The sequence below is a fragment of the Bacillus cereus genome, assembly GCF_007678085.1.
In the GTDB taxonomy this organism is placed as follows: Bacteria; Bacillota; Bacilli; order Bacillales; family Bacillaceae_G; genus Bacillus_A; species Bacillus_A cereus_BE.
Window position 1 is genome coordinate 1502487 of the sequence record NZ_VEDW01000001.1, and the last position, 20239, is coordinate 1522725.

The following is a 20239-nucleotide window of genomic DNA, read 5'->3' on the forward strand; positions in this document are numbered from 1 at the left end:
TCACCCTTTCGAAATTATATGATCAATCCCTAATCTAATTATAAAAATTGATCCTTTTCCTTCGGTTCTGTCCTCAAGCGTAACATCACCTTCTAGTTGTTCGACCATTTCTTTAACATACGATAGTCCGATGCCTGTCGATGGATTGCCTAAATCATCATATTTAGAAGTAAAACCAGGCTCAAAAATTGAATCTTTATATTTTGAAGAAATACCTGGACCGTTATCTCCTACTCGAAATTCAACAAAATGATGGTCTTTATTAATGTCAATTGTGATGATTCCCATACCTTGGATAGCTTCTACAGCGTTTGTTACGATATTATTTATAATAGATAAGATTGTATAAATATGATAATGAGGATGCACACCATCAATTTTATACACAAATTGGATGTCTTTCTCTAGCAACCGTGCATATTTCGTATTTGCCCGTATAATGATGTTTACCAGTTCATGTACAGACATATAATCTGTAAAACTTTCATCAGAAATTAGTTTTGAAAGTCCCGCAAAAATGCGTTGGTTATCCTTTTTAACGTCATGGACCTCGCCAGCAATTTGTAATGCCTGTTGCCTTAAATCCTCAAACTGAAAATTCATCTGTTTGTGCTCAAAAGAGTCTAAGGTTTTATATAAATCATAGGATTTTTTTGTTATATTCTCAGCATCTTGTAATGTTTTTTTTAAATGAACAGCATCTTCATATAAATTAGAGATGAGCATGAGCATGTGTTCATTTTGTTTCTTTATGTGTCTCTCCCTTGATTGCGCTTCATACAATTTCATCATATTGAAAAAGCTTAGAACTATAAAACTATGGGAACATGCGATAACAATGATCTCATTTATTGCCTCGGATGTGATTGATGTTTTTAATACGAAATATTGAATCATTAATTCCACACAGTCTGACAGTATTTCAATAATACAACCAATAAAACCAATCATTAGTGGTTGATGATAAAAACGTTTGATTTTTGCTAAATGAAAGAGATACGAATAAGTAAAATAAAAGAAAAAACTAGGATAGTGCGTATGAAAAGCAGCTAGCCAATCCATATTTCCCTTTATAATGACATCCATTGAGATACGAAATACTACAACGACTATTGCTGTTAAAAAACCCGGTAAAAATGCTGGAACTCGTCGAAATAATAACAAAAAAAAGAAAAATGTTGGTGCACCAAAGCTCATTCTAAATGTTTCATTTAAGGGAAATGACTTTATTTCACCTACTAAGGGTACTGTAAGTATCATTAAAACGAGAATATAGATGTCTTTTTTTACTAAATTACTAAGATTCAAAATAATCACTTCTCACTTTCGCCTAACAGTCAGTATACAAACCTATTTGCATTAATACAATACTTACTCTATTTTTTTCAAAAACTGATAAATAAGATATAAACGAAAGCATTATAGATTGTGAGTATTCATTACACTCTTCTACTTTAGAAAGATACTTTATAACTCAAAAATGTTCAGACACAATATAAGGTCTGAACACTTTTGGACTCACTCTAACACCAAAATATCTGTGCTCCTTTTTAAAATATACTTAAATCCCATTCTTTTGCAATATGTTCTAACAACATAATTCCTGGTAAACTATTCCCATACTCATCAATGGCTGGTCCGTAAATACCAATACCACATCCATCTTGGAACGATAAATCCTTCCTAGATTTTGAGGGAACAAGTGTCATAATTCCGCCAGATACCCCACTCTTAGCTGGTAATCCAATGAAAGCAGCAAATTTTCCAGAAGCATTGTACATTCCACAAGTAAGCATTAAAGCTTTTGTTAACCTAGCTACTTCTTTAGGGAGCACTTGTTCTTTGCGAATAGGATGATATCCATCATGTGCTAGTATAAGCCCTATTAAGGCAATATCTTCTGTATTTATTTCAATCGAACATTGTTTTAGGTAAACCTCTAGTGTCTCCTCCACATCTGATTCTAGAAAACCATTTTCCTTTAAATAGTATGCTAAAGCTCTATTACGATGAGCCGTTTCCCATTCGGATTGAAATACTATTTCATTAATAGCAGGACGCTTCTCTATCATTTTTTCAATTAATACGTATAGAGATTCTAATTTTTCTTGCACCGATGTTCCTGGCAAAAGTGAAGCTATCGTAATCGCTCCAGCATTAATCATAGGATTAAAAGGTTTTCCTGGTTTATGTATCTCTAAACGAATAATTGAATTAAAGGCATCTCCAGTCGGCTCTACGTCAACTCGTTCTAATACATAAGAAATACCGCGACTTAAACAAGCGGCTATAAAACCGATTACTTTTGATATACTTTGTAATGTGAAAGGTATCTCCCAATCTCCTGACTTTATCATTGTTCCATCTGGCTTTACTATACAAATACCTAACTGCGATACATTTATTTCCCCCAGAGCGGGAATATAACTGGCGCTTCGTCCCTTAGCGGCATACGTTCGATAATGGGCTACCCATTGATCTAAGCAAACTTTTTCTTGACCCTCAATTTGAATGCTATAATCTTTTATCATTTAAAAATATTCCCCCGTACTATTAACTTTATATAGAATGATTTTTTCTTTACTATAATCAATAATATTTGCACTAGAACCAAGAAAGATATTCAGACATATTGCAGTCTGAATATCTTTCTTATTACACACTTTTCTTTTTTGAATTTTCCTGATAATTGTCCCAACATTCAATATTTTTAAGCCCTTTAATGTTTTCTTTATAAAAAATAGGATCTTTACCAGCTTTTTTCTGATTTATATAATCTTGTAACGCCGCAAATGCTACTTTTGAAAGTAAGGTAATAGCAATTAAATTAATAATAACCATAAAGCCCATAAATAAATCCGCTAAATCCCATACAATTTGAACCTTTGCAACGGAACCAAATACAATCATAGCCAACACACTTATTCTGTATATCATTAACCACACTTTACTTGTATGTAAGAAGCGAATATTTGTTTCACCATAATAATAGTTGCCAATTAACGCACCAAATCCAAATAAAAAAACAAAGATAGCAAGACAACCCGATGCCCAAGAACCGATGTGTTCACTTAATGCTGCTTGTGTAAGTGCAATACCATTTAACCCCGGTTGTTTATATGCATCAGAAAGCAAAATAATAAAGGCAGTGCTAGTACAAATGATCAGTGTATCCGTTAATACACCAAATGCTTGAATCAGTCCTTGTTTCACCGGATGACTTGTTGTTGCTGTTGCAGCAACGTTTGGTGCACTTCCCATACCAGCTTCATTTGAAAATAAACCACGTTTAACCCCATTCATAAGTGCTGCACCAATTGAACCTCCTGCTATTTGTTTAAAACCAAATGCGTTTTGAACAATAAGAGAAAGAACTTCCGGCATTTTTGATATGTTGGTAACTACAACAAATAATGCAACTCCAATGTATAATACCGCTAAAAATACCACTTTGTATTCAGCCATTTTTGCAATACGTTGTACACCACCAAAGATAATCGCAGCGAAAGCAATGGCCATGATTATCCCGACTGTTAGGCGATCTGTACCAAATGCATTTTGAAAAGCAATTGTAACTGTATTTGATTGTACTGAATTGAATACAAGACCAAAAGTAATTGTGATTAAAATAGAGAATAATACTCCCATCCAACGTTTATTCAACCCTTTTTCCATATAATAGGATGGACCACCGCGGAAGCCAGTTTTATCTTTTACTTTATATATCTGTGCTAATGTGCTTTCAACAAAACTGGATGCCGAGCTAATAATAGAAATAATCCACATCCAAAATACAGCTCCAGGCCCCCCTAATGCAATCGCAATCGCAATTCCTGTAATATTCCCTGTTCCAACGCGAGCTGCCATACCAATACAAAACGCTTGAAAAGGAGAGATTTGATCTTTAGAACCACTTTTCCCCTCCATTAATACACGGACCATCTCTTTTAACATTCGAAACTGTACAAAATTCAATTTAAATGTAAAATAAATTCCGCAAATAACAAGCATAATAATTAACAATTTAGACCATAAAAAATCATTCGTTGACCCGACTAAATCTACAAAAAATCTTTCCATATTATCACTCCATACCAAAAATTTATCTATCATAATCTATATAAAATCACCTATATTCCCTGGCATAAATACCTCATTCATATTCAAATACAACAAGGATAAAAATTTTCTATATGAATAGGATTGGCCTGTTTAAGCAAACATCACAACATGTAACTGTAAAACTGGAATTTTGAAGAACTTAACGTTTATACACACGGTGCTCTATCCCCTTCTGTAAAACTAATATTCTTATCCACTAACGTTGTTGTACTATTATGTTTGTTTCGTTTACGGGTGATTTACATTTAAATCATAATAATCAATAGTGATTAACTGGTTTTTTGTTAATTTTCCCTAGAACATGGAAATATCTCCTTTCTCACTACTAATCTCAAAAATAGGCTAGGTAAAAAGTTCATAGAAAAACTATGAAGCGCTTTCAATCTTCAACTAAGAGAAGCTTATTTTTAATTTATAATCAAAAGTACAGAATGTTACGAAAAAGTACAGATTTTTATAAAAACCAAAAAATATTTTAAGGTTTTTTCATCTAAAAAACAGTGAGGTTTTGTGAATTTTATACAGTATCCAAACATCATGGATTCCATTCTACCTAACTTTTGACAAGTCTCTATTTTCTTCATAAAAACATGCATACTTTTTCTCTTTTAGAACTTCATATAAAGTATTTGAAATCAAGAATCGATAAGTTATTATAAGAATATTAAAAAAAACAAAACATTTAATTTATTTATGGTATCATACAAAAAACATTTGTTTTCTCAATTAATCCCCTAGTGAGATTTGTTGAATATCTATTATTAAATGTATATTTCCTTTGCGTTTCATTCTACTAACATAGATTACAGGTGGTGTATTGTGAAAGAAATCGTATTCGTTCAAAATAAAAAAAGACTCCTTATGAAATTCGAATTTTTAAAAAAGGATATAGTACTTACCATTTCACTGATACTAGCAATTGTAAGTTGCATAATATATTCGCCAAAGATTGAATATATTAACTTTGAAGTGTTAATTAGCTTATTTAATCTAATGGTGGCCATTAAGGCCTTTGAACAGCTAAAGATATTAGACAAACTTGCCGTTGCCATTTTAAATAAATGCAATAACAGCAGATCAATATCTATTATTCTAATTTTGTTATGCTTTATTTGCTCCATGTTTGTAACAAATGATGTCGCTCTCCTCACTTTTGTGCCAATAACACTTGTCATTAGTAAAAAAACACAAATGAACATGATGGATACAATCATCCTGCAAACAATTGCGGCAAACATCGGCAGTAGCTTGATGCCTATGGGAAACCCACAAAATTTATACTTATATTCTTACTATGGAATTAAGCTCATCCCATTTTTAGGCTCAATCCTGCTTTTAGCTGTACTTGGAATCAGTTTGTTGTTTATATTTACTCAAAAACTTCAAAAAACAGATTTGAAAATAGAACTACCTGTTATTACCGTGAAGAATCGAAAAAAAGCTACCATCTGGATTTTGATACTTATCACTATCATTGCATCTATTTTTGGTGTCATTAATTATTACATTGCACTAGTAGTTACATTGATGGCAGCATTTACGTTAGATAGAAACTTACTATTTAAGATCGATTACTTTCTTCTAATAACCTTTGTCTGTTTTTTTATTTTTATCGGAAACATTTCCCATTCCGATGCGCTGGAGACATTTGCTCGCGCTAATTTAAAAGGAGATACTTCAGTCTTCTTTAGTTCCATATTTTTGAGTCAATTGATTAGCAATTTTCCTACTTCAATTCTTCTATCAAACTTTACTTCTGATTGGAAAGCTTTATTACTAGGAGTAAATATTGGAGGGCTTGGAACAATTATCGCATCTTTAGCCAGTGTAATTTCCTATAAACTATTCACTCAAGCCAATGGTAAAGAGAGTAAGGCGTATTTAATTAAATTTAGCATTTACAACTTTGCATTTTTAATCATACTTACATGTATACAATACTTTATCTTTAAATTTCTAAAGTAATCAATTTTTTAAAAAATTGATTACTTTAGAAAAACCCAAATATCTCAGCATTAAATTGAGAAATTTGGGTTTTAATATAGGTATGTTTAAAGAGATACAACAAAGTTACCATCAATTTAATATTTTAAGATGTTCTCAAAGCGAAAATCTTTTAGCTTTTACGCTATTTATTAGATTTCAGTTCATTTTTTATGCACTCAGTTATATAATAAATGACTGAATTTATAGGGTAATAACTTTCAATTAATAATAGAAATATAACTTATTACAATGTTATTTCATTTTTGAAGTCCTCTTCACAAAATCCTTAATGTCCCTCAATTTTTTTCCGCTAATATTATCTTTGATCGTTGAATCTATGTCATTTTCAATATAAAAAGTTTTATTCTTAACCTTTGTTTCAAATTTATATTTATTTTTATCCCAATTTATTAGATTGCTCTTTAAGTGTGCAATATTTCTTACATCAAATTCAATCATAAAAGGTTCTAAAGCTGGATAAAAATGTCCAAGTTTATTATTTTCTTTTAAAAAAACTATATATGTCTCCTCGGATTTTGGTTTTATATACAATGGATCTTTATTTTCTACTTTTTTAGTAAACACTTTCGTAGCACCTTTCAGAATGATTCCATTTTTATCAATGATTTCATTACTTTCCTCTAATACGAGATTTTCTGAATATCTATGATTTATTAAGATTTCATTCTTTACATAGTCCCCTTTTAAGATTTCTTTGACATGAAAACTAAACAAATGGCCTTCAACATCTTCACTTTGAATCTCATGTGATGAACTGTTTGCCATATTCCATTTAGAGTATAAGCCGTCATATTTACCTAGTACAATTACGTCTGCTTCTTCAACCATTTCGCTTAAATGATTTGTAGTTTTGAATGTCTTATTTAATACTATAGTTTCAGAATTCGATGACACGCTAGACACTCCTGCCACATCTATACTGGACCAAATTGTTTTACCAATAATAATTAAAAAAGTAAATATGAATAAACATAGACACCATTTCATTGCTTTATATTTATACATTATAATAAAGTCTCCCTAAATTATATTTTCTCAATACAAAATATTCTAAATCTTAATTAAATATTAATCCAAAAGAAGAGAATGGTGCTATAATTCTCTTGTTAAAAATAATCTTTGGAGGGATAATATGAATTTTAAAAAAGGGATTACTGCATTTTTATTAGGTACTGTGTTTGTTTTTTCAAGCGTTGGCGTTTCAGAGGCTTATGTAAAAGAAGGATGGAAACTGCCTTCAAAATCAGCTACCTATAAATGGGGAGACCGATTAGACGATGGTTCAAGTATCATCAAATCTGGTTGGCAAGCTGCCGATTCAGCCTGGTACACTGCTTCTCGTATTAATTTTACAGTTTCTGCTTCTTCTGTGAACACATTAAACTCTTGGTTTGAAAGTTCCTCTACTTATTATGGAAGAATGAAGACATCTTATAATACATCCACTAAAAAAGTAACGAAATTTGCCGGTGATATTAACGCAGGTAATACAAATATTACAAAATCAAATGTTGCTAAAAGTACAGGAGTCCATGAGTTTGGTCATGCAATAGGAATAGGTCACAACAGTGGTACTTCAATTATGAACAGCAATCGTAATCGTACTACTATGCATGTCCCTCAAACTGACGATAAAAATGGTGTAAATGCAATCTATTAACAGAAAAAGGAGATGATTTCTTAATGTTAAGTAAAAAAGCAAAAACTATGGTAATTGCAATACCTTTGGCTACAGTAATTGGTTTGGGAGGATATTCAGCATTTAATAGTCACTTCTCCCCTGTTGCTGAAGAAGATAAGAATACCGAAACTGTTATTCTCAGTAAAGATTTCCCTGCTACAAGTGATTTAAATCAAATGATTAATGAAGCAGATCTAGTTGTAATCGGTGAATATGAAGGTCTTGACTCTAAGTGGAATATGGCACGTAATCCAAGTAATCCATCGGAAGAGGACAAAGAAAATTACGTTGAAGGACATCTATATAATTTCAACATTTCCGAAACAATTAAAGGTGTGAATGAAAATAAACAAATAAAAATCAATCATCGTTTCGCTGAAACTGTAAAACTTGAAGATTCTAATGCAGTTGTTGCACCAGATGGCACAGTTACAAAAAAGGCTACTAAGATAACTACTAAAGAGGTGCAAAATAAGGATCCTTTATATATCGAACCTATGGTTAATAAAAAATATATGATGTTTTTGAAGAAGGATCAATTATTTGGTAACTACTACGGAGCAATTGAACCATTCGCAATTACCTTTGATGAAAATAACAAAGCAGACCTTCAGACAAACATAGAAACTATTAATGAAAGTAAAATGTCTTCCAAAGCACAACTTGCAGGAAAAACAATTGTATTAAAAAATGAAATACATGAAACTATTACTGACAATATTAGCGGTAAGACCCTTGATGAATTAAAAGAACAAGTAAAACAAAAAAACAAGTAATAATTATAACTTATATTGATTTTCCCTATTTCATAAGATAATTAAAATTAATTTATAACTGTTATTACAGATTAAAGGAAAATCATTTTTTTCACCCAAAAGCAAAGCAACTGCCTATCAATTTTTTTAGTAGGCAGTTGTTCAATTATTAAAATAAAGTACCATACTGTTTAATTAAATACTATTTCCAAAACAAAAAAGTAAAGGTTTTCAATTCAATTCAGCTTTCTTGTCTCTAATTCATATATTCTTCTAAATTTGTTTTTTGTATATTCCCCAAAAAAATTCCTATATAGCACATGTACCAAGATTCATCCCCATAACTAGTTACATTCTCCTTTTTCTATTGTTAATAGCTTCATAATAAAAGCTGTTAAACGGAAAAAGTGCGAAGTCTTAAATTAGACTTCGCACTTTATATAAATTTACAATTAGTGACAATACCCATACAAATACAATAGTATAACTCATTATATGTGTTGCTCTTTTAATCGGCCAATGTATAAACCTTAGCTATCTCTCATGATTAGTTTGATTGTTTCTAGATACTTAATCCCCTCTATACTAATTTCAATCAGTAATCTATTCCGATTGAAATTACAAATAACAAAATTTATCCGCTTTTCCTTTTTGCCTACTTTCTAAATTCAGCAAGTAAAATACTTTTAAAAGGATCAGGATTACTAAGGTTAAAGCTATTTAAATTGACGGCCACTGTATGCTTGCCTCCAAGTGTTCCACCAACAAAAGTGGAAAACCCTAGAACGCCACCTCTGTGTCCCCATACCGAGACACCGTTCGGAAGCTTAGTTTCAAAGATTCCAAGGCCATATCCGGTTCCTTCTCTTTCTGTAGGCACTGTAGTAAGCATTTGTTTTAGTTGCTGTTCCTTCAGTAATTTGCCACTGAGTAAGTAAGAGAAGAATTTGTTTAAGTCGTCAGCAGTAGAAATCATATCTCCATCCGAGCTACCTGGGTTAATATAAGTAACGTCTTTTAGCTCACTTGCTCCGTCTAGTTGGAAATAGCCACGGGCATGCTTGGTGCCTGGAATCACGCTTGAATTACCAGGTAGGAATGTATTTGACAAATCAAGCGGTTCAATAATCCGCTTTTCAACCTCTTCCGCATAGCTATTTCCAGTTACTTTTTCAATAAGAATTCCCAGTACTACGTATCCTGTGTTTGAATAAGACCAACCCTTTCCTGGAGCAAAGTCTGGAGGAAGTGAAATTCCCATCTTTACGAATTCTTCAGCCGTATACGATTTTTTTGTATCCATAATATCAAAGTCTTTTGAATTTATATAGTCAGCAATACCACTTGTATGATTCAAAATTTGCCGAATCGTAATCTGGTTGCCATCATATCCGTTTCCTTGAATGACACCAGGCAACCATTTTTCAATGGAATCGTCTAGATTCAAACGGTTCTCCCCAGATAATTGAAGTAGAACTGTTGCAATGAACGTTTTCGTCACACTGCCAATGCGAAAGCGAAAATCTGCTTTCATTGGTTTCTTTGTTCTTAGATCCGCTATCCCAGCGGCATAACTCCAAGTTTTACTACCCTTAGAAATTTTAGCGAGTATTCCCGGATATCCAAGTTGCAGTGCATCCCGCATTGCTTTCTTAACGGAAGTACGATCATTTTGAGTATTAGTTTGTAAAGAACTAGATACATTTTTGATGGGTTCTGCTTTTACAATTGAGGCTGGTGTTATGTATAACAGAGAACTTCCAGCTATTAAAAGTGCTAGACTTGCACATGTAATTTTACTACGTGTTTTCATAAAGAATTCCTCTCTTCTATTAAAATGTATAGATAGTTGATAGCTGTGTCATACACGAACCATACAGCTATCCATTCTCCCAATGATGAAAAGGCAACAATGTATTTGCAATCACTGTACTCATTATTTTCACAAAACACTCTTGTTACTAATTGTTTTATATGTAGGCCGTACTTATCCCCCCTTCACGCCTCCTTATGTTTTTATCCTACACAATGAAAATCTCTTTTTTCTTACCTATCCCTTACGAATTCCTTACATTCGAAATCGTTTCTATAATGATAGGATTGAAGTAGCATCTGTCCCCGAAAGCGCAAAAAAACACCGATGTCGCTTCGGTGTTTTTTGTGTTTTAAATATTGAATATTCTTTTTACTCTTAACAAGTTACATTGCTGATTTTTTCTAATATGATTATTTTTCTTGCTATATAACAAAATTTCATAGCGCTATATGAAACACTTATCACGTTGTCATTAAGACATACGATTCTACTTTTATTTATGCACTTGAGATGGACTCACTTTTTGAATTTGAACAAGTATATCAAATGATTTTCCTAATGATATATCAACAGTTTTTGGTATATCAGGCCCTTCGGTAGTTATCCCCGCGAAAATTGGATGTTGTTCGTTTAACCAAGTTTTTGTCACTCCGTTCGCCTTACGTAAATCAATAAAAAATTGATCTTTTTTAACTTGTCCGAAGATGTAATTATAACTGTTTGGATCATCTGATTTTAATGTTCCATAAGGGCCAAATTCACCGTCACTATTATAAACATTATATTGTCCTTCATAAACTGATGTTCCAATAGATACATACCGTTTCCCATAGTATTCTGCTAAATGCTGCCCAGCTACTTTAGGGTATATAAAAGGAATCATATTTGTTTTCGAAACGTGCCCATTATGTCCCCATACAATGGTTTTTCCTAAATGTTCTTCAGTCCACTTTGCATTTTCATACATTGCGATATCATGTTTCAAAAAGATATCCGATGGTTTATCCGGAGATGACGCTAACATTGTAGTAAACTGTTCAATAATACGGGCATTTTGTTTTATCCATGCAAACTCTTTGGATTTTCCATTTAGATACCTTTTATTTTGTTCTAATAAAGCACTAATTTGTTTAGCATCTGAAATATACTTTTCTTTTTCTTCTTTCGAAAGGCTCTCAAAAGTATTCATATCCTTTGTTACAGGAATAAGACCTTTTATCTTCGCTTCTATTCTAGGCACAAGATCTGAATTGTTCCTCTTTACATATTCTATTATATTATTATAAACATTCTCATTTACTGATTGAATATCCATCCCGATGACACGCACTTTAGATTTATGTTTTGGATTAGCATTATATTGCCGAATCCAATCAAGTAAATCCAACATTTCTTTCGTCTTAAATGTAGGTGATAGATGTTGGCTTGGTTTTCCCTTACCAGTAAGAACATATCTATCAAGTTCCAAAGCTCTGTCCCATCCCTCTTCTAAAACTAAGTTGGTAAAGCCCTTTTCAGATACTAAGTAATTAACAATACGGTGTTTCATCGTAAAAACTTCATGAGCCCCATGCGTAGCTTCCCCTAAACCTACGATTGAAGCTGAACCTACCATATTCTTAAGTGGTTTTAAATCATTAAGAGATTCAGTTGGATTAGTTGTTTTTAAAGGCTTTGCATGTGCTTCTAACCATTCCGCTATTTGATTTGTATTGTATGGAGCTGTAACAGAAACTTCTGTTTTCGATTCTGCATAAGTACTTCCTACAAAATTAGTCAGTATTATAGCAGAAGCACTAAGTGCAATAATTATTTTCTTTTTCATAAAAACCTCCTGAAATACATCTTTATTAATTTTCAACATAATATAAGGACTTCCGTTAAAACCATTAACTCCCTTATTACTGTTAAGATACATTTATTCTAATTCCTAAAACTCACTTATTTCTTAATAGGTTCTTAAGAAATCCTTAATTCACTCATACGAATATAAAACTACATGAGCTTCAATCCATTGTAGTGCAGTTAATATTGGGCTAATATGAAGTTCCAAATTTTGTTTTTCGCAATGTATTCTCTTTATCATAGAGTTAGTTTAGGGGTTATTTTTTTGTTTACTTCATTTTTTTCTGCACTCTGCATCTAGACGATATACCCATTGTCCACAGTAAGACTTTATTTCAAACCCACAAAAAATAGATTACCTGCACACGAAAAATTATAGCGTACAGGTAATCTATTTGTTTTTGAGATTAATAAAAAACTAATTTATCTTTTGAATTCTTCCATCAATAATAGACTGAATTGGTTCTTTTGATTTCTTTATATAATCTACTAATGCTTCAAAATCAGTCGGTCCTGTTTCAGCATCTTTACCGTTTTTAAAGGATACAAATCCATCTCCACCTGAAGCTAAAAATGCGTTAGCAACGACGCTGTAAGTTTTAGAAGGAATGATTTCTTCTCCATTTGTTAAGCGAATACTTGTTACTTTTTCTCCATTAGGCTTGTTCGCATCCCAAGTGTATTGGATCCCTGAAATTTGAAGCATTCTTGTTATGTCTTTTTGCCATTGTTGGTTTAAAATATCACGAATGTCTTGGCCTGTTAAATTTACTTTTATTAATTGATTTCCGAATGGTTGAATACCATATATCTCTCCCCATGTAATATCACCAGCATCTAAGTCATTACGAATACCACCAGGATTCATAAGTGCAATTTGGGATTGCATTGTTGTACGCTGGGCATCAGCAACTAAATTTCCAAGAGTAGATTCACCAGCCGTATTTAGTTTGCGATCTAGTGGAGCAGTAGACTTACCTACAACTTCATTAACAAGAGGTGCGATTTTTGCTTGATATTTCTCCATCTTCTTCTTTATTTTTTTATCAGGCTCCATGCCTTCATGGTAAGTTGTAACAATTTCTGCTTTTTTCTCAACAATATCTTGTGTTTTACGATCAATCTTTACATCAACATCAGCAAAAGCCATACCATAAGAATTTGCTTGTACGACAAGTTTATTATTAACAGTTCCATTTACATAAGTGTGGCTATGCCCACCAAAAATAACATCGACTTCTGGATCAGTCTCATTTGCTAATCGGACGATATCACCATTTGTTACACCGTTCCCATCTGTTGTACCTCCGTTATGTGCAAGAACAACGATAGATTTAACGCCTAGTTTTTGTAATTGCTTTACGGATTTGTTAATAGCTTCAACTTCATCTGTAATTTCTACATTCTTTAGCATAGTAGGCATAACAAGGTTAGGAACATCCGTTGTTACGACTCCTATAAATCCAACAGGAACTCCTTGTACCTTTTTTATAGTGAATGGTGGTAAAAATAAACGACCGGTGGATTTATTATAGAAATTTGCAGCAACATATGGGAATTTTGCTCCTTTAAAATTCCCTGTTTTCTCATGGTCCCCACCATAAATAAGGCGGTTCATTTCCGCAACACCTTCATCAAATTCATGATTTCCTATAGTTCCAACATCGAATTTCAAATCATTTAGAAATTCAATCGTAGGTTCGTCTTGTAATAATGCTGAAACAGGAGTACTTGCTCCAACAACATCGCCAGCATGTACCTTTAATGTATTCGGATTTTGTTTTTCACGATCACGTAAATAAGCTCCTAAGTACTCAATTCCCCCTGCATCTTTATTGTTAATTTTTTTTACAGTGTCTAGTTGCCCATGAAAATCGTTAATACCGAGCATTTGCACATCTATGTAGCGGTTTGGTCCTGTACTTGCTTGGGCTGAAGGCGTAGCAAATACACTAGTAAAAGTAACTGTACTTAATGCTAAAGCAACTGGAATGATTTTTTTCAACATAAAATTTCTCTCCCCTAATTAAAATCTGACATAATACGATGTTATTTTAATATATTAAGAGAATTATTTCTATAAAAATTCAACTAATTATAAAAATTAATAAAATTTTATTGTTTTCTGATAAAATGTTCCTTCCTCAAAAATGTGAAGATGTAAAACGATAATTTTAAATGGAACTTTGTTAACGTACCGAAAAAAACAGGTTTTAACTTAGTAATTCTTTAGCGTACGAAATTCGCGTTATGTTGGCGAGACCCCATGCCCATCAACTTAAGAATACAAATTAGCACAAAATCTTGTTCTGGGGGTAGTTGTATTTTCTTAGCTTGATAGCGATATAGCTATGGGGTCTCACCACATCGCCATCAACCTTAGGGCGCTAAGAGGTTATATGTGAGGATTATTCCTTTAAATTTCTACGACTGTTCTAAAGATAGGCATAACAAATAAACCTATTAACTAGGCATTTTAAAAAATATTATGCAACCTTGAAACTTTTTGACAACATATAATCATACACAACACCTAAGATATCAAAAACGGTTTTCTTTTCATACCGGTGAGATTTTCTCCCGTTTTTCTCTAAAAGGTAAAACAAACGCAGCAAAACTTTTAATAATTCATGGATGCTCTTTTGTAGTCCCTCATAAAACAATGGATAATAATTCTTTATCATATAGATGGATTTGTATTCACTTAACTCTTTCTTTTTCTTATCCAAGAGTAACTGACGCATTTTGAACATCGTCGGTGAACAGAGTAAAATACTAATGAGTTGCCCATATAAATGGCATTCTAAGCGTTCTTTCTTAATTTCTTTGCACTTGTCAATTTTAAAAAAAGATTTCCATGTTTTGAACAAAATTTCAATTTGCCAGCGTAATGAATACAAGTCATGGATGTGTTCCGTTGGAGCATTTTCTGCTGAAAGATTCGTAATATACACGTTGATTCCACTCAACCGCTTACTTCGTTCTTTGTAGGTAATACCTTTCTTTTTTGGCTTGTTCCTTCAACCTTTTCTCTGTTTGTTCCTTTGTTAATCGATGAATAATAACACGAGCTGGTAATTTTTGATACTGTCCAATGTATGCTTCTGAAATTTCCAATGTTTGACCAGGGGGCAATTGATTCATGAGTTCTTCCATATCTAATTGAATATAGAGTGTTCCTTTCTTCACGGTCCCGTTTCGAAAATACTCTGGCTCATCATTCTTACGATAGATTCGAGAATTTAATTTCAAACGTGAGACATAATAAGCTCCTTTATCATGGATTTTCTGTAAGTCATGTAGGTCGAAATAGCCTAAATCTCTTATATACAAGTCTTTGGGGCGAATGGTTTGTAGGCTTGTTGAACCAAAGGTTTTATCATTTTCTCTTCCTTCTCCTATATAAACGTACAGGAACTTCCCACTTAATAAGTCATACTCTAATTGAATTTTGACTCCCGCCGTATGGCTACTTCCACCTGAACCTTGATAATGTGAAGAAAACTTATCTGGAAGCTGAAATGTTGTAGAATCTAGAATCCGAATGTGCTTAAAAATCTTGGTATATTGATGAATTATTTCTTGTGTTGAATGAATTCTTTGGGTTAGAAGGTTAGCTAGAACTTGTTCAAGGAACTTTACTGCGGAAGCATTAAATCGTTTGTTAAGTCCTTCGGGACTTATAAGAACACCCGTAGATACTTCAAGGCAGCTACATAATTGTGTGAGTGATGCACTTGCGACCTGTTGACTAAGCCATACACATAAAGCAACTAACTCCTGTGCTTGATATTTACTCTTTCGCTGAACGAATCCTTTTTCTTTGGCTAAGTGCTCTAGAACATGAGAAGACATATGTCGTTGTAATTCTTCAGCAATCGGTTGAAGTTCATCAAGAATCGAAAGATTCATAAAGAAACGCCATCCTTTCTTATAATTCTACAGAAAGGATAACGCTTTTTTTCTTTATGGGTAGTGTAAAACCTTAGCTTGATAGCTATGGGATGATACCCCACCAAAAAACACATTTTATTTGCGTCGAAAAATTAATTAGCCTTTTACGATTACATTTAATCAAGCTACCAATTGGATTTATACATATTTCCTTCGGATTTTGCCAACCACCAATAACAGTAAGGGAATCCCTAGCTCATAGACGGGAAATGCAATTGGAATCACGAAAAATATGTAGTAATAATGGGTAAATGTCTGGATATTTTTAACCGACACGGCTATGATAAACGAAATAGGAGCAAGAACCCAAGCTACTTTTCGCCAATCCCTCAAATGAAATATTTGTGCTGTTCCATAACAAGCTAGAAACATGTATAACGCCAGTTTAACAAAAATACTAAAAAACCAAATAATAACAATCAAAATATCCACATTTTGAATGAACTCCATGACGGATATGTACCGGCTTAAATCGTAAACCGGATACAAAAAACTTGAAGGCAAATTCGGACCGAATGTTAAAATGACCGCTAATGTTCCGATCGTTACCATGAAAACCGCAATTCCTACTCCCCACATCGCCCGAGATGACGCTTGTTCTGGTTTGTCCATAAAGAAAACGAACATTGTCATCATGACAGCCTCTCCAAAAAATGCAGCTACAGGGGTATAGGAACCTTTAAGGATGGGAAGCCATCCAGAATCGTGATAAATAGGACGCATATAATCCCAATTCATATTGCCAACATTTAAAAGGATTACAAACGTGATCATTAAAAGTACCATTGGCCCTATGATTTCACTTAAGCGCCCAATACCTTCCACTCCACCTTGGTAAATGATAAAAATGAGCAATAACATAGCAGTAAAGACAATAACCCACAAAGGTGTATTATGAAATAAAGCGATAATAATGAATTCACCAAATTCACGGACGGTTATCCAAATTATCATGTACCATCCAAAGAAATAGGGAATCATCAGTAGCTTTCCTAGCCATTTACCAAGAATGGTTTGACTAAATTCAATCAAAGTTTGCTTCGGATAAAGCGAACCAAGTGTAGTTGCCAAAAAAGTAAGAGCAATCCCAACACACCCTGCAATCAAGAGTGAGATCCATGCATCTTGTTTGGCAGTACGAATCGTCGCCGGAATAACTAGAAGGAGTGATTGTCCCACTTCAAATGTGAACATCATCCAAAAGATTTGTCTGCCAGAGATTTTCATTGAATTTCTCACACTCTATATTCCTCCTTATTTTTTTATTTCATTTTTCTTTAACTGCAACGATGGTCCAGTCAGTCCTACTCGCCGAATAGTAAGCTTTGTATGAACAGAAACCTGCACTTTTCGAAACTGTTTACTCCAATTCTTTTTTAGCCCTTTCCATTCGGATGGATATTTTTGATGAAGGGATTCCCCAAATCCAAAGATATCCGTTCCGTATTGTTTTTGAACCTTTTTAATAGTTTGGAGAGCTTGCTTTTCGGATTGTTTTTCCAATACATGTTCTAAAAGAGTAAGATTTTTTGGCTGTGAAAGATCTAAATTCGTATTGTTCTCCTGAATCGTTCCTTCACCAGAAAAAACAACGTCACACTTAATTGTGTCCCCTTGTATAGTAGGTATGATTTTTCTATTGATCTTTGTCATATATAAACTTGCACTACCATTTCCTTCGGAGGCTGTTGCTGTAACCGTCTGTTTACTTAAACGATTCACTATCCAAAGAGTAGTTAACCATTCCTGCATGTTTAAGTATCCTACCAATTTGAAATCGTTGTTAAATATAGCACCGCCTACAATTTGAAACCCTTTGACCTCGGTTTTACCTTTTTTATGAGACACATTTAGTTTAATAACGGGCAAAATAGGAGTGATTCCATCACTCGTACCAGCAATAAGAAAATTTAATAAAGACATGTCTCCCAATGCCTCTATTTGCGTATGCTCTTTAAGTGCCCCAAGTGCCGGGATAGACTCTAAAGGGAGGGATGCTTTCAGAAATTCTTTTGCAGTATTCCCCTTTATTACAAACGCACCTGCTCGTAATCGAATATCCGGATCGCGGCTATATGCATCTAAAACTGGCGTGAGACCATTTTTAGCCATTTTTTCTCCAATCAATATTACACGCTGGTGCCCTCGAAAGATTTCTCTCGACATTTTTGTTTGCATCATTTGTACAGCTTCATGTGTATCCCTTCCAGTTCCGGATTCTATAAAAACCGCTTTTCCTGCATTACTTCTTCCGCTCTGTCCCATTCCCATTTTTGATGGGATGATAAACTGAGCGCTAATTTCAACCTTATTATTCTTCGCTTGATCAAGTCCCCATCCTAATTCAATTGCCAGATCATTTAACTCCGTACGATCCCAGCAGCCCGTCAAGAAAAATAAAGAAATGACCAATATCATACAAAATGCCTTGTACAGGCTCATTCTGTTTCCCCTCCCCGTTTCGCGCCTGGCTTTTGTCCATCTGGAAAACGGACTTTTTCTTCACCAGATACCATTATAGGACGGTGCGTCATGTTCCAACGAGGTGTTCGAAGTAAAACATCCTTTAAATCACTCGGAGTCTGAGGCGCAACCGGACTTAAATACGGAATGCCAAAAGAACGAATGTTAGTTACATGAATCAAAATCGCAAGAGTGCTTATTGCAATACCATATAGCCCAAGCATCCCCGCCAATAACAGCATCGGAAAGCGTAACATCCGGTAAGCGGTTCCTAAGTTGTAGCGCGGGAACGCAAACGACGCAATACCGGTTGTCGCAACAACAATGACCAAAGGTGCCGAAACAATACCTGCTTGCACCGCAGCTTGTCCGATAACAAGTGCTCCCACAATGCTAACTGCTGATCCAATAGGTTTTGGTAACCGAACGCCCGCTTCCCTCAAACCTTCAAATATAAATTCCATCATTAGCGCTTCTATGACAGCCGGGAAAGGAACGCCTTCTCTCGCAGCTGCAATACTAATAAGCAAATTTGTCGGAATTAATTTCGGATGAAAGGTTGTAATAGCGACATAGAGAGACGGAAGAAATAATGACATATTGATTAATATTAAACGTATCCATCGAATAAAAGTTGTGTAGATGGAGCGTTCATAATAATCCTCCGCTGCTTGCAGACCTGTCCAAAATGTCATAGGAACGATCAAAACGAAAGGTGTGTTATCCACTAAAATGGCTACTTTCCCTTCTAATAGACTTGCACACACTGCATCTGGCCGCTCGGTATTTTGAATTTGCGGAAAGGGAGAAAAAGGTTGATCCTCGATAAACTCTTCAATGAAAGCTGAATCCAACACTCCATCAATTTGAATTCGCTGTACCCTTTGGCGAACTTCATCCAAAACCGAATCGGGAGCAATGCCCTCAATGTAGGCAATCGCCACATCTGTCTGTGATAATTCCCCAATCGAATAGGGTTCCATTTTTAGTTTTTGGCTCCGAATTCTTCGGCGAATAAGGCTCGTATTGACTCTTAACGTTTCTGTAAAACCGTCCCGAGGACCGCGAACAGAGATTTCGGCAGCAGGCTCTTCAATACTACGTTTTTCAAACCCTTTTAAATCCGCAATCAGGGCTTGACTCTCTCCATCTGTTAAAATGACGATATTAGCTTTCAATACTCCCTCTATAACCTCACGAAGTTTAGAAACCGTCTTTACTTGTGAAACAGCAATAAGCTGATTTTGGATGATTTCCCCTACTGAATCCAAACCCTTTAATCCACCAGGCATACCTTCGAACATCATTGGTTTCAAAATAACCTGTTCCAAAATCTTAGTGTCAGTTAATCCATCTATATAAATAAAGAGAATTTTAGTTTGACTATTTATTATAATTGGACGAAAAACAATATCGGAACAATTTTCAAAAACTTGTTTCAAAGCTTCTTCATTCGCAGATACACTCTGTTCAAGTTCACGATCTTGATCATTTTGGAGCAACATACTTGCACTCTCAAGTTCCTGAATATCTTTTTTAAAACGCTTTATCATACGAAGTTTCTTCATCATACAACCCCATTTATCGAACTGTTTA

At 34.0% G+C, this 20239-nt stretch carries 13 protein-coding genes and 1 pseudogene; 3 read left to right on the forward strand and 11 right to left on the reverse strand.

Annotated features, from left to right (window positions below):
- From FS742_RS07710 to FS742_RS07720, 3 genes are all read right to left on the reverse strand, one after another.
- Window positions 1-1317, reverse strand: a complete 1317-nt coding sequence (locus tag FS742_RS07710) for a sensor histidine kinase (RefSeq protein WP_048527826.1) — start codon at window positions 1315-1317, stop codon at window positions 1-3.
- Window positions 1318-1550: 233 nt separating this feature from the next.
- A complete protein-coding gene (gene glsA / locus FS742_RS07715) occupies window positions 1551-2531 on the reverse strand; it encodes a glutaminase GlsA (protein ID WP_144611848.1) in 981 nt (326 codons plus the stop codon).
- 124 nt (window positions 2532-2655) lie between these two features.
- The gene (locus FS742_RS07720) at window positions 2656-4080 is read right to left on the reverse strand and encodes an alanine/glycine:cation symporter family protein (protein ID WP_144611849.1); all 1425 of its coding nucleotides are present in this window, start codon (window positions 4078-4080) and stop codon (window positions 2656-2658) included.
- A gap of 861 nt (window positions 4081-4941) precedes the next feature.
- On the opposite strand from FS742_RS07720, the gene FS742_RS07725 reads away from it, so the two are divergent.
- Window positions 4942-6087, forward strand: coding sequence for an anion transporter (locus tag FS742_RS07725; protein WP_144611850.1), 1146 nt, complete (start codon window positions 4942-4944; stop codon window positions 6085-6087).
- Window positions 6088-6360: 273 nt separating this feature from the next.
- On the opposite strand, the gene FS742_RS07730 is transcribed toward FS742_RS07725, so the two are convergent.
- Window positions 6361-7134, reverse strand: coding sequence for a hypothetical protein (locus tag FS742_RS07730; protein ID WP_144611851.1), 774 nt, complete (start codon window positions 7132-7134; stop codon window positions 6361-6363).
- A 127-nt stretch (window positions 7135-7261) separates the two neighbouring features.
- Between FS742_RS07730 and FS742_RS07735 the strand changes: the two genes are divergently transcribed.
- Together FS742_RS07735 and FS742_RS07740 are read left to right on the forward strand one after the other, a co-directional pair.
- Window positions 7262-7789, forward strand: coding sequence for a matrixin family metalloprotease (locus tag FS742_RS07735; RefSeq protein ID WP_001009604.1), 528 nt, complete (start codon window positions 7262-7264; stop codon window positions 7787-7789).
- Between the two features lie 23 nt (window positions 7790-7812).
- Window positions 7813-8586 carry a hypothetical protein gene (locus FS742_RS07740; protein ID WP_000949362.1) on the forward strand — a complete coding sequence of 258 codons (774 nt, stop codon included), beginning with the start codon at window positions 7813-7815 and terminating at the stop codon, window positions 8584-8586.
- Window positions 8587-9220: 634 nt separating this feature from the next.
- On the opposite strand, the gene FS742_RS07745 is transcribed toward FS742_RS07740, so the two are convergent.
- The 7 genes and pseudogenes from FS742_RS07745 to FS742_RS07780 all read right to left on the reverse strand — a co-directional run bounded on the left by FS742_RS07745 (window position 9221) and on the right by FS742_RS07780 (window position 20214).
- On the reverse strand, window positions 9221-10378 hold the full coding sequence (locus FS742_RS07745; RefSeq protein WP_144611852.1) for a serine hydrolase domain-containing protein: 1158 nt from the start codon (window positions 10376-10378) through the stop codon (window positions 9221-9223).
- 496 nt (window positions 10379-10874) lie between these two features.
- Window positions 10875-12206 carry an erythromycin esterase family protein gene (locus FS742_RS07755; RefSeq protein WP_144611854.1) on the reverse strand — a complete coding sequence of 444 codons (1332 nt, stop codon included), beginning with the start codon at window positions 12204-12206 and terminating at the stop codon, window positions 10875-10877.
- A 438-nt stretch (window positions 12207-12644) separates the two neighbouring features.
- Entirely contained in the window at window positions 12645-14234 is a 1590-nt protein-coding gene (locus tag FS742_RS07760; RefSeq protein WP_144611855.1) for a bifunctional metallophosphatase/5'-nucleotidase, read from the reverse strand.
- A 478-nt stretch (window positions 14235-14712) separates the two neighbouring features.
- Window positions 14713-16138 (reverse strand): annotated as a pseudogene (locus tag FS742_RS07765) (IS4 family transposase).
- A gap of 180 nt (window positions 16139-16318) precedes the next feature.
- Complete coding sequence (locus tag FS742_RS07770) at window positions 16319-17407, reverse strand: GerAB/ArcD/ProY family transporter (protein WP_144612078.1); 1089 nt, start codon at window positions 17405-17407, stop codon at window positions 16319-16321.
- Between the two features lie 27 nt (window positions 17408-17434).
- Complete coding sequence (locus tag FS742_RS07775) at window positions 17435-18622, reverse strand: Ger(x)C family spore germination protein (protein WP_098570826.1); 1188 nt, start codon at window positions 18620-18622, stop codon at window positions 17435-17437.
- On the reverse strand, window positions 18619-20214 hold the full coding sequence (locus FS742_RS07780; RefSeq protein ID WP_144611856.1) for a spore germination protein: 1596 nt from the start codon (window positions 20212-20214) through the stop codon (window positions 18619-18621). The genes FS742_RS07775 and FS742_RS07780 overlap by 4 nt, the downstream gene beginning before the upstream one ends.
- Between the last annotated feature and the right edge of the window lie 25 nt (window positions 20215-20239).

Excerpts from the sequence above, each read along its gene's own strand:
- FS742_RS07745 (WP_144611852.1), bottom strand. The coding sequence starts at position 10,378 with ATGAAAACACGTAGTAAAATTACATGTGCAAGTCTAGCACTTTTAATA.
- FS742_RS07720 (WP_144611849.1), bottom strand. The coding sequence starts at position 4,080 with ATGGAAAGATTTTTTGTAGATTTAGTCGGGTCAACGAATGATTTTTTA.
- FS742_RS07730 (WP_144611851.1), bottom strand. The coding sequence starts at position 7,134 with ATGTATAAATATAAAGCAATGAAATGGTGTCTATGTTTATTCATATTT.
- glsA (WP_144611848.1), bottom strand. The coding sequence starts at position 2,531 with ATGATAAAAGATTATAGCATTCAAATTGAGGGTCAAGAAAAAGTTTGC.
- FS742_RS07735 (WP_001009604.1), top strand. The coding sequence starts at position 7,262 with ATGAATTTTAAAAAAGGGATTACTGCATTTTTATTAGGTACTGTGTTT.
- FS742_RS07740 (WP_000949362.1), top strand. The coding sequence starts at position 7,813 with ATGTTAAGTAAAAAAGCAAAAACTATGGTAATTGCAATACCTTTGGCT.
- FS742_RS07755 (WP_144611854.1), bottom strand. The coding sequence starts at position 12,206 with ATGAAAAAGAAAATAATTATTGCACTTAGTGCTTCTGCTATAATACTG.
- FS742_RS07770 (WP_144612078.1), bottom strand. The coding sequence starts at position 17,407 with ATGAAAATCTCTGGCAGACAAATCTTTTGGATGATGTTCACATTTGAA.
- FS742_RS07760 (WP_144611855.1), bottom strand. The coding sequence starts at position 14,234 with ATGTTGAAAAAAATCATTCCAGTTGCTTTAGCATTAAGTACAGTTACT.
- FS742_RS07775 (WP_098570826.1), bottom strand. The coding sequence starts at position 18,622 with ATGAGCCTGTACAAGGCATTTTGTATGATATTGGTCATTTCTTTATTT.
- FS742_RS07780 (WP_144611856.1), bottom strand. The coding sequence starts at position 20,214 with ATGATGAAGAAACTTCGTATGATAAAGCGTTTTAAAAAAGATATTCAG.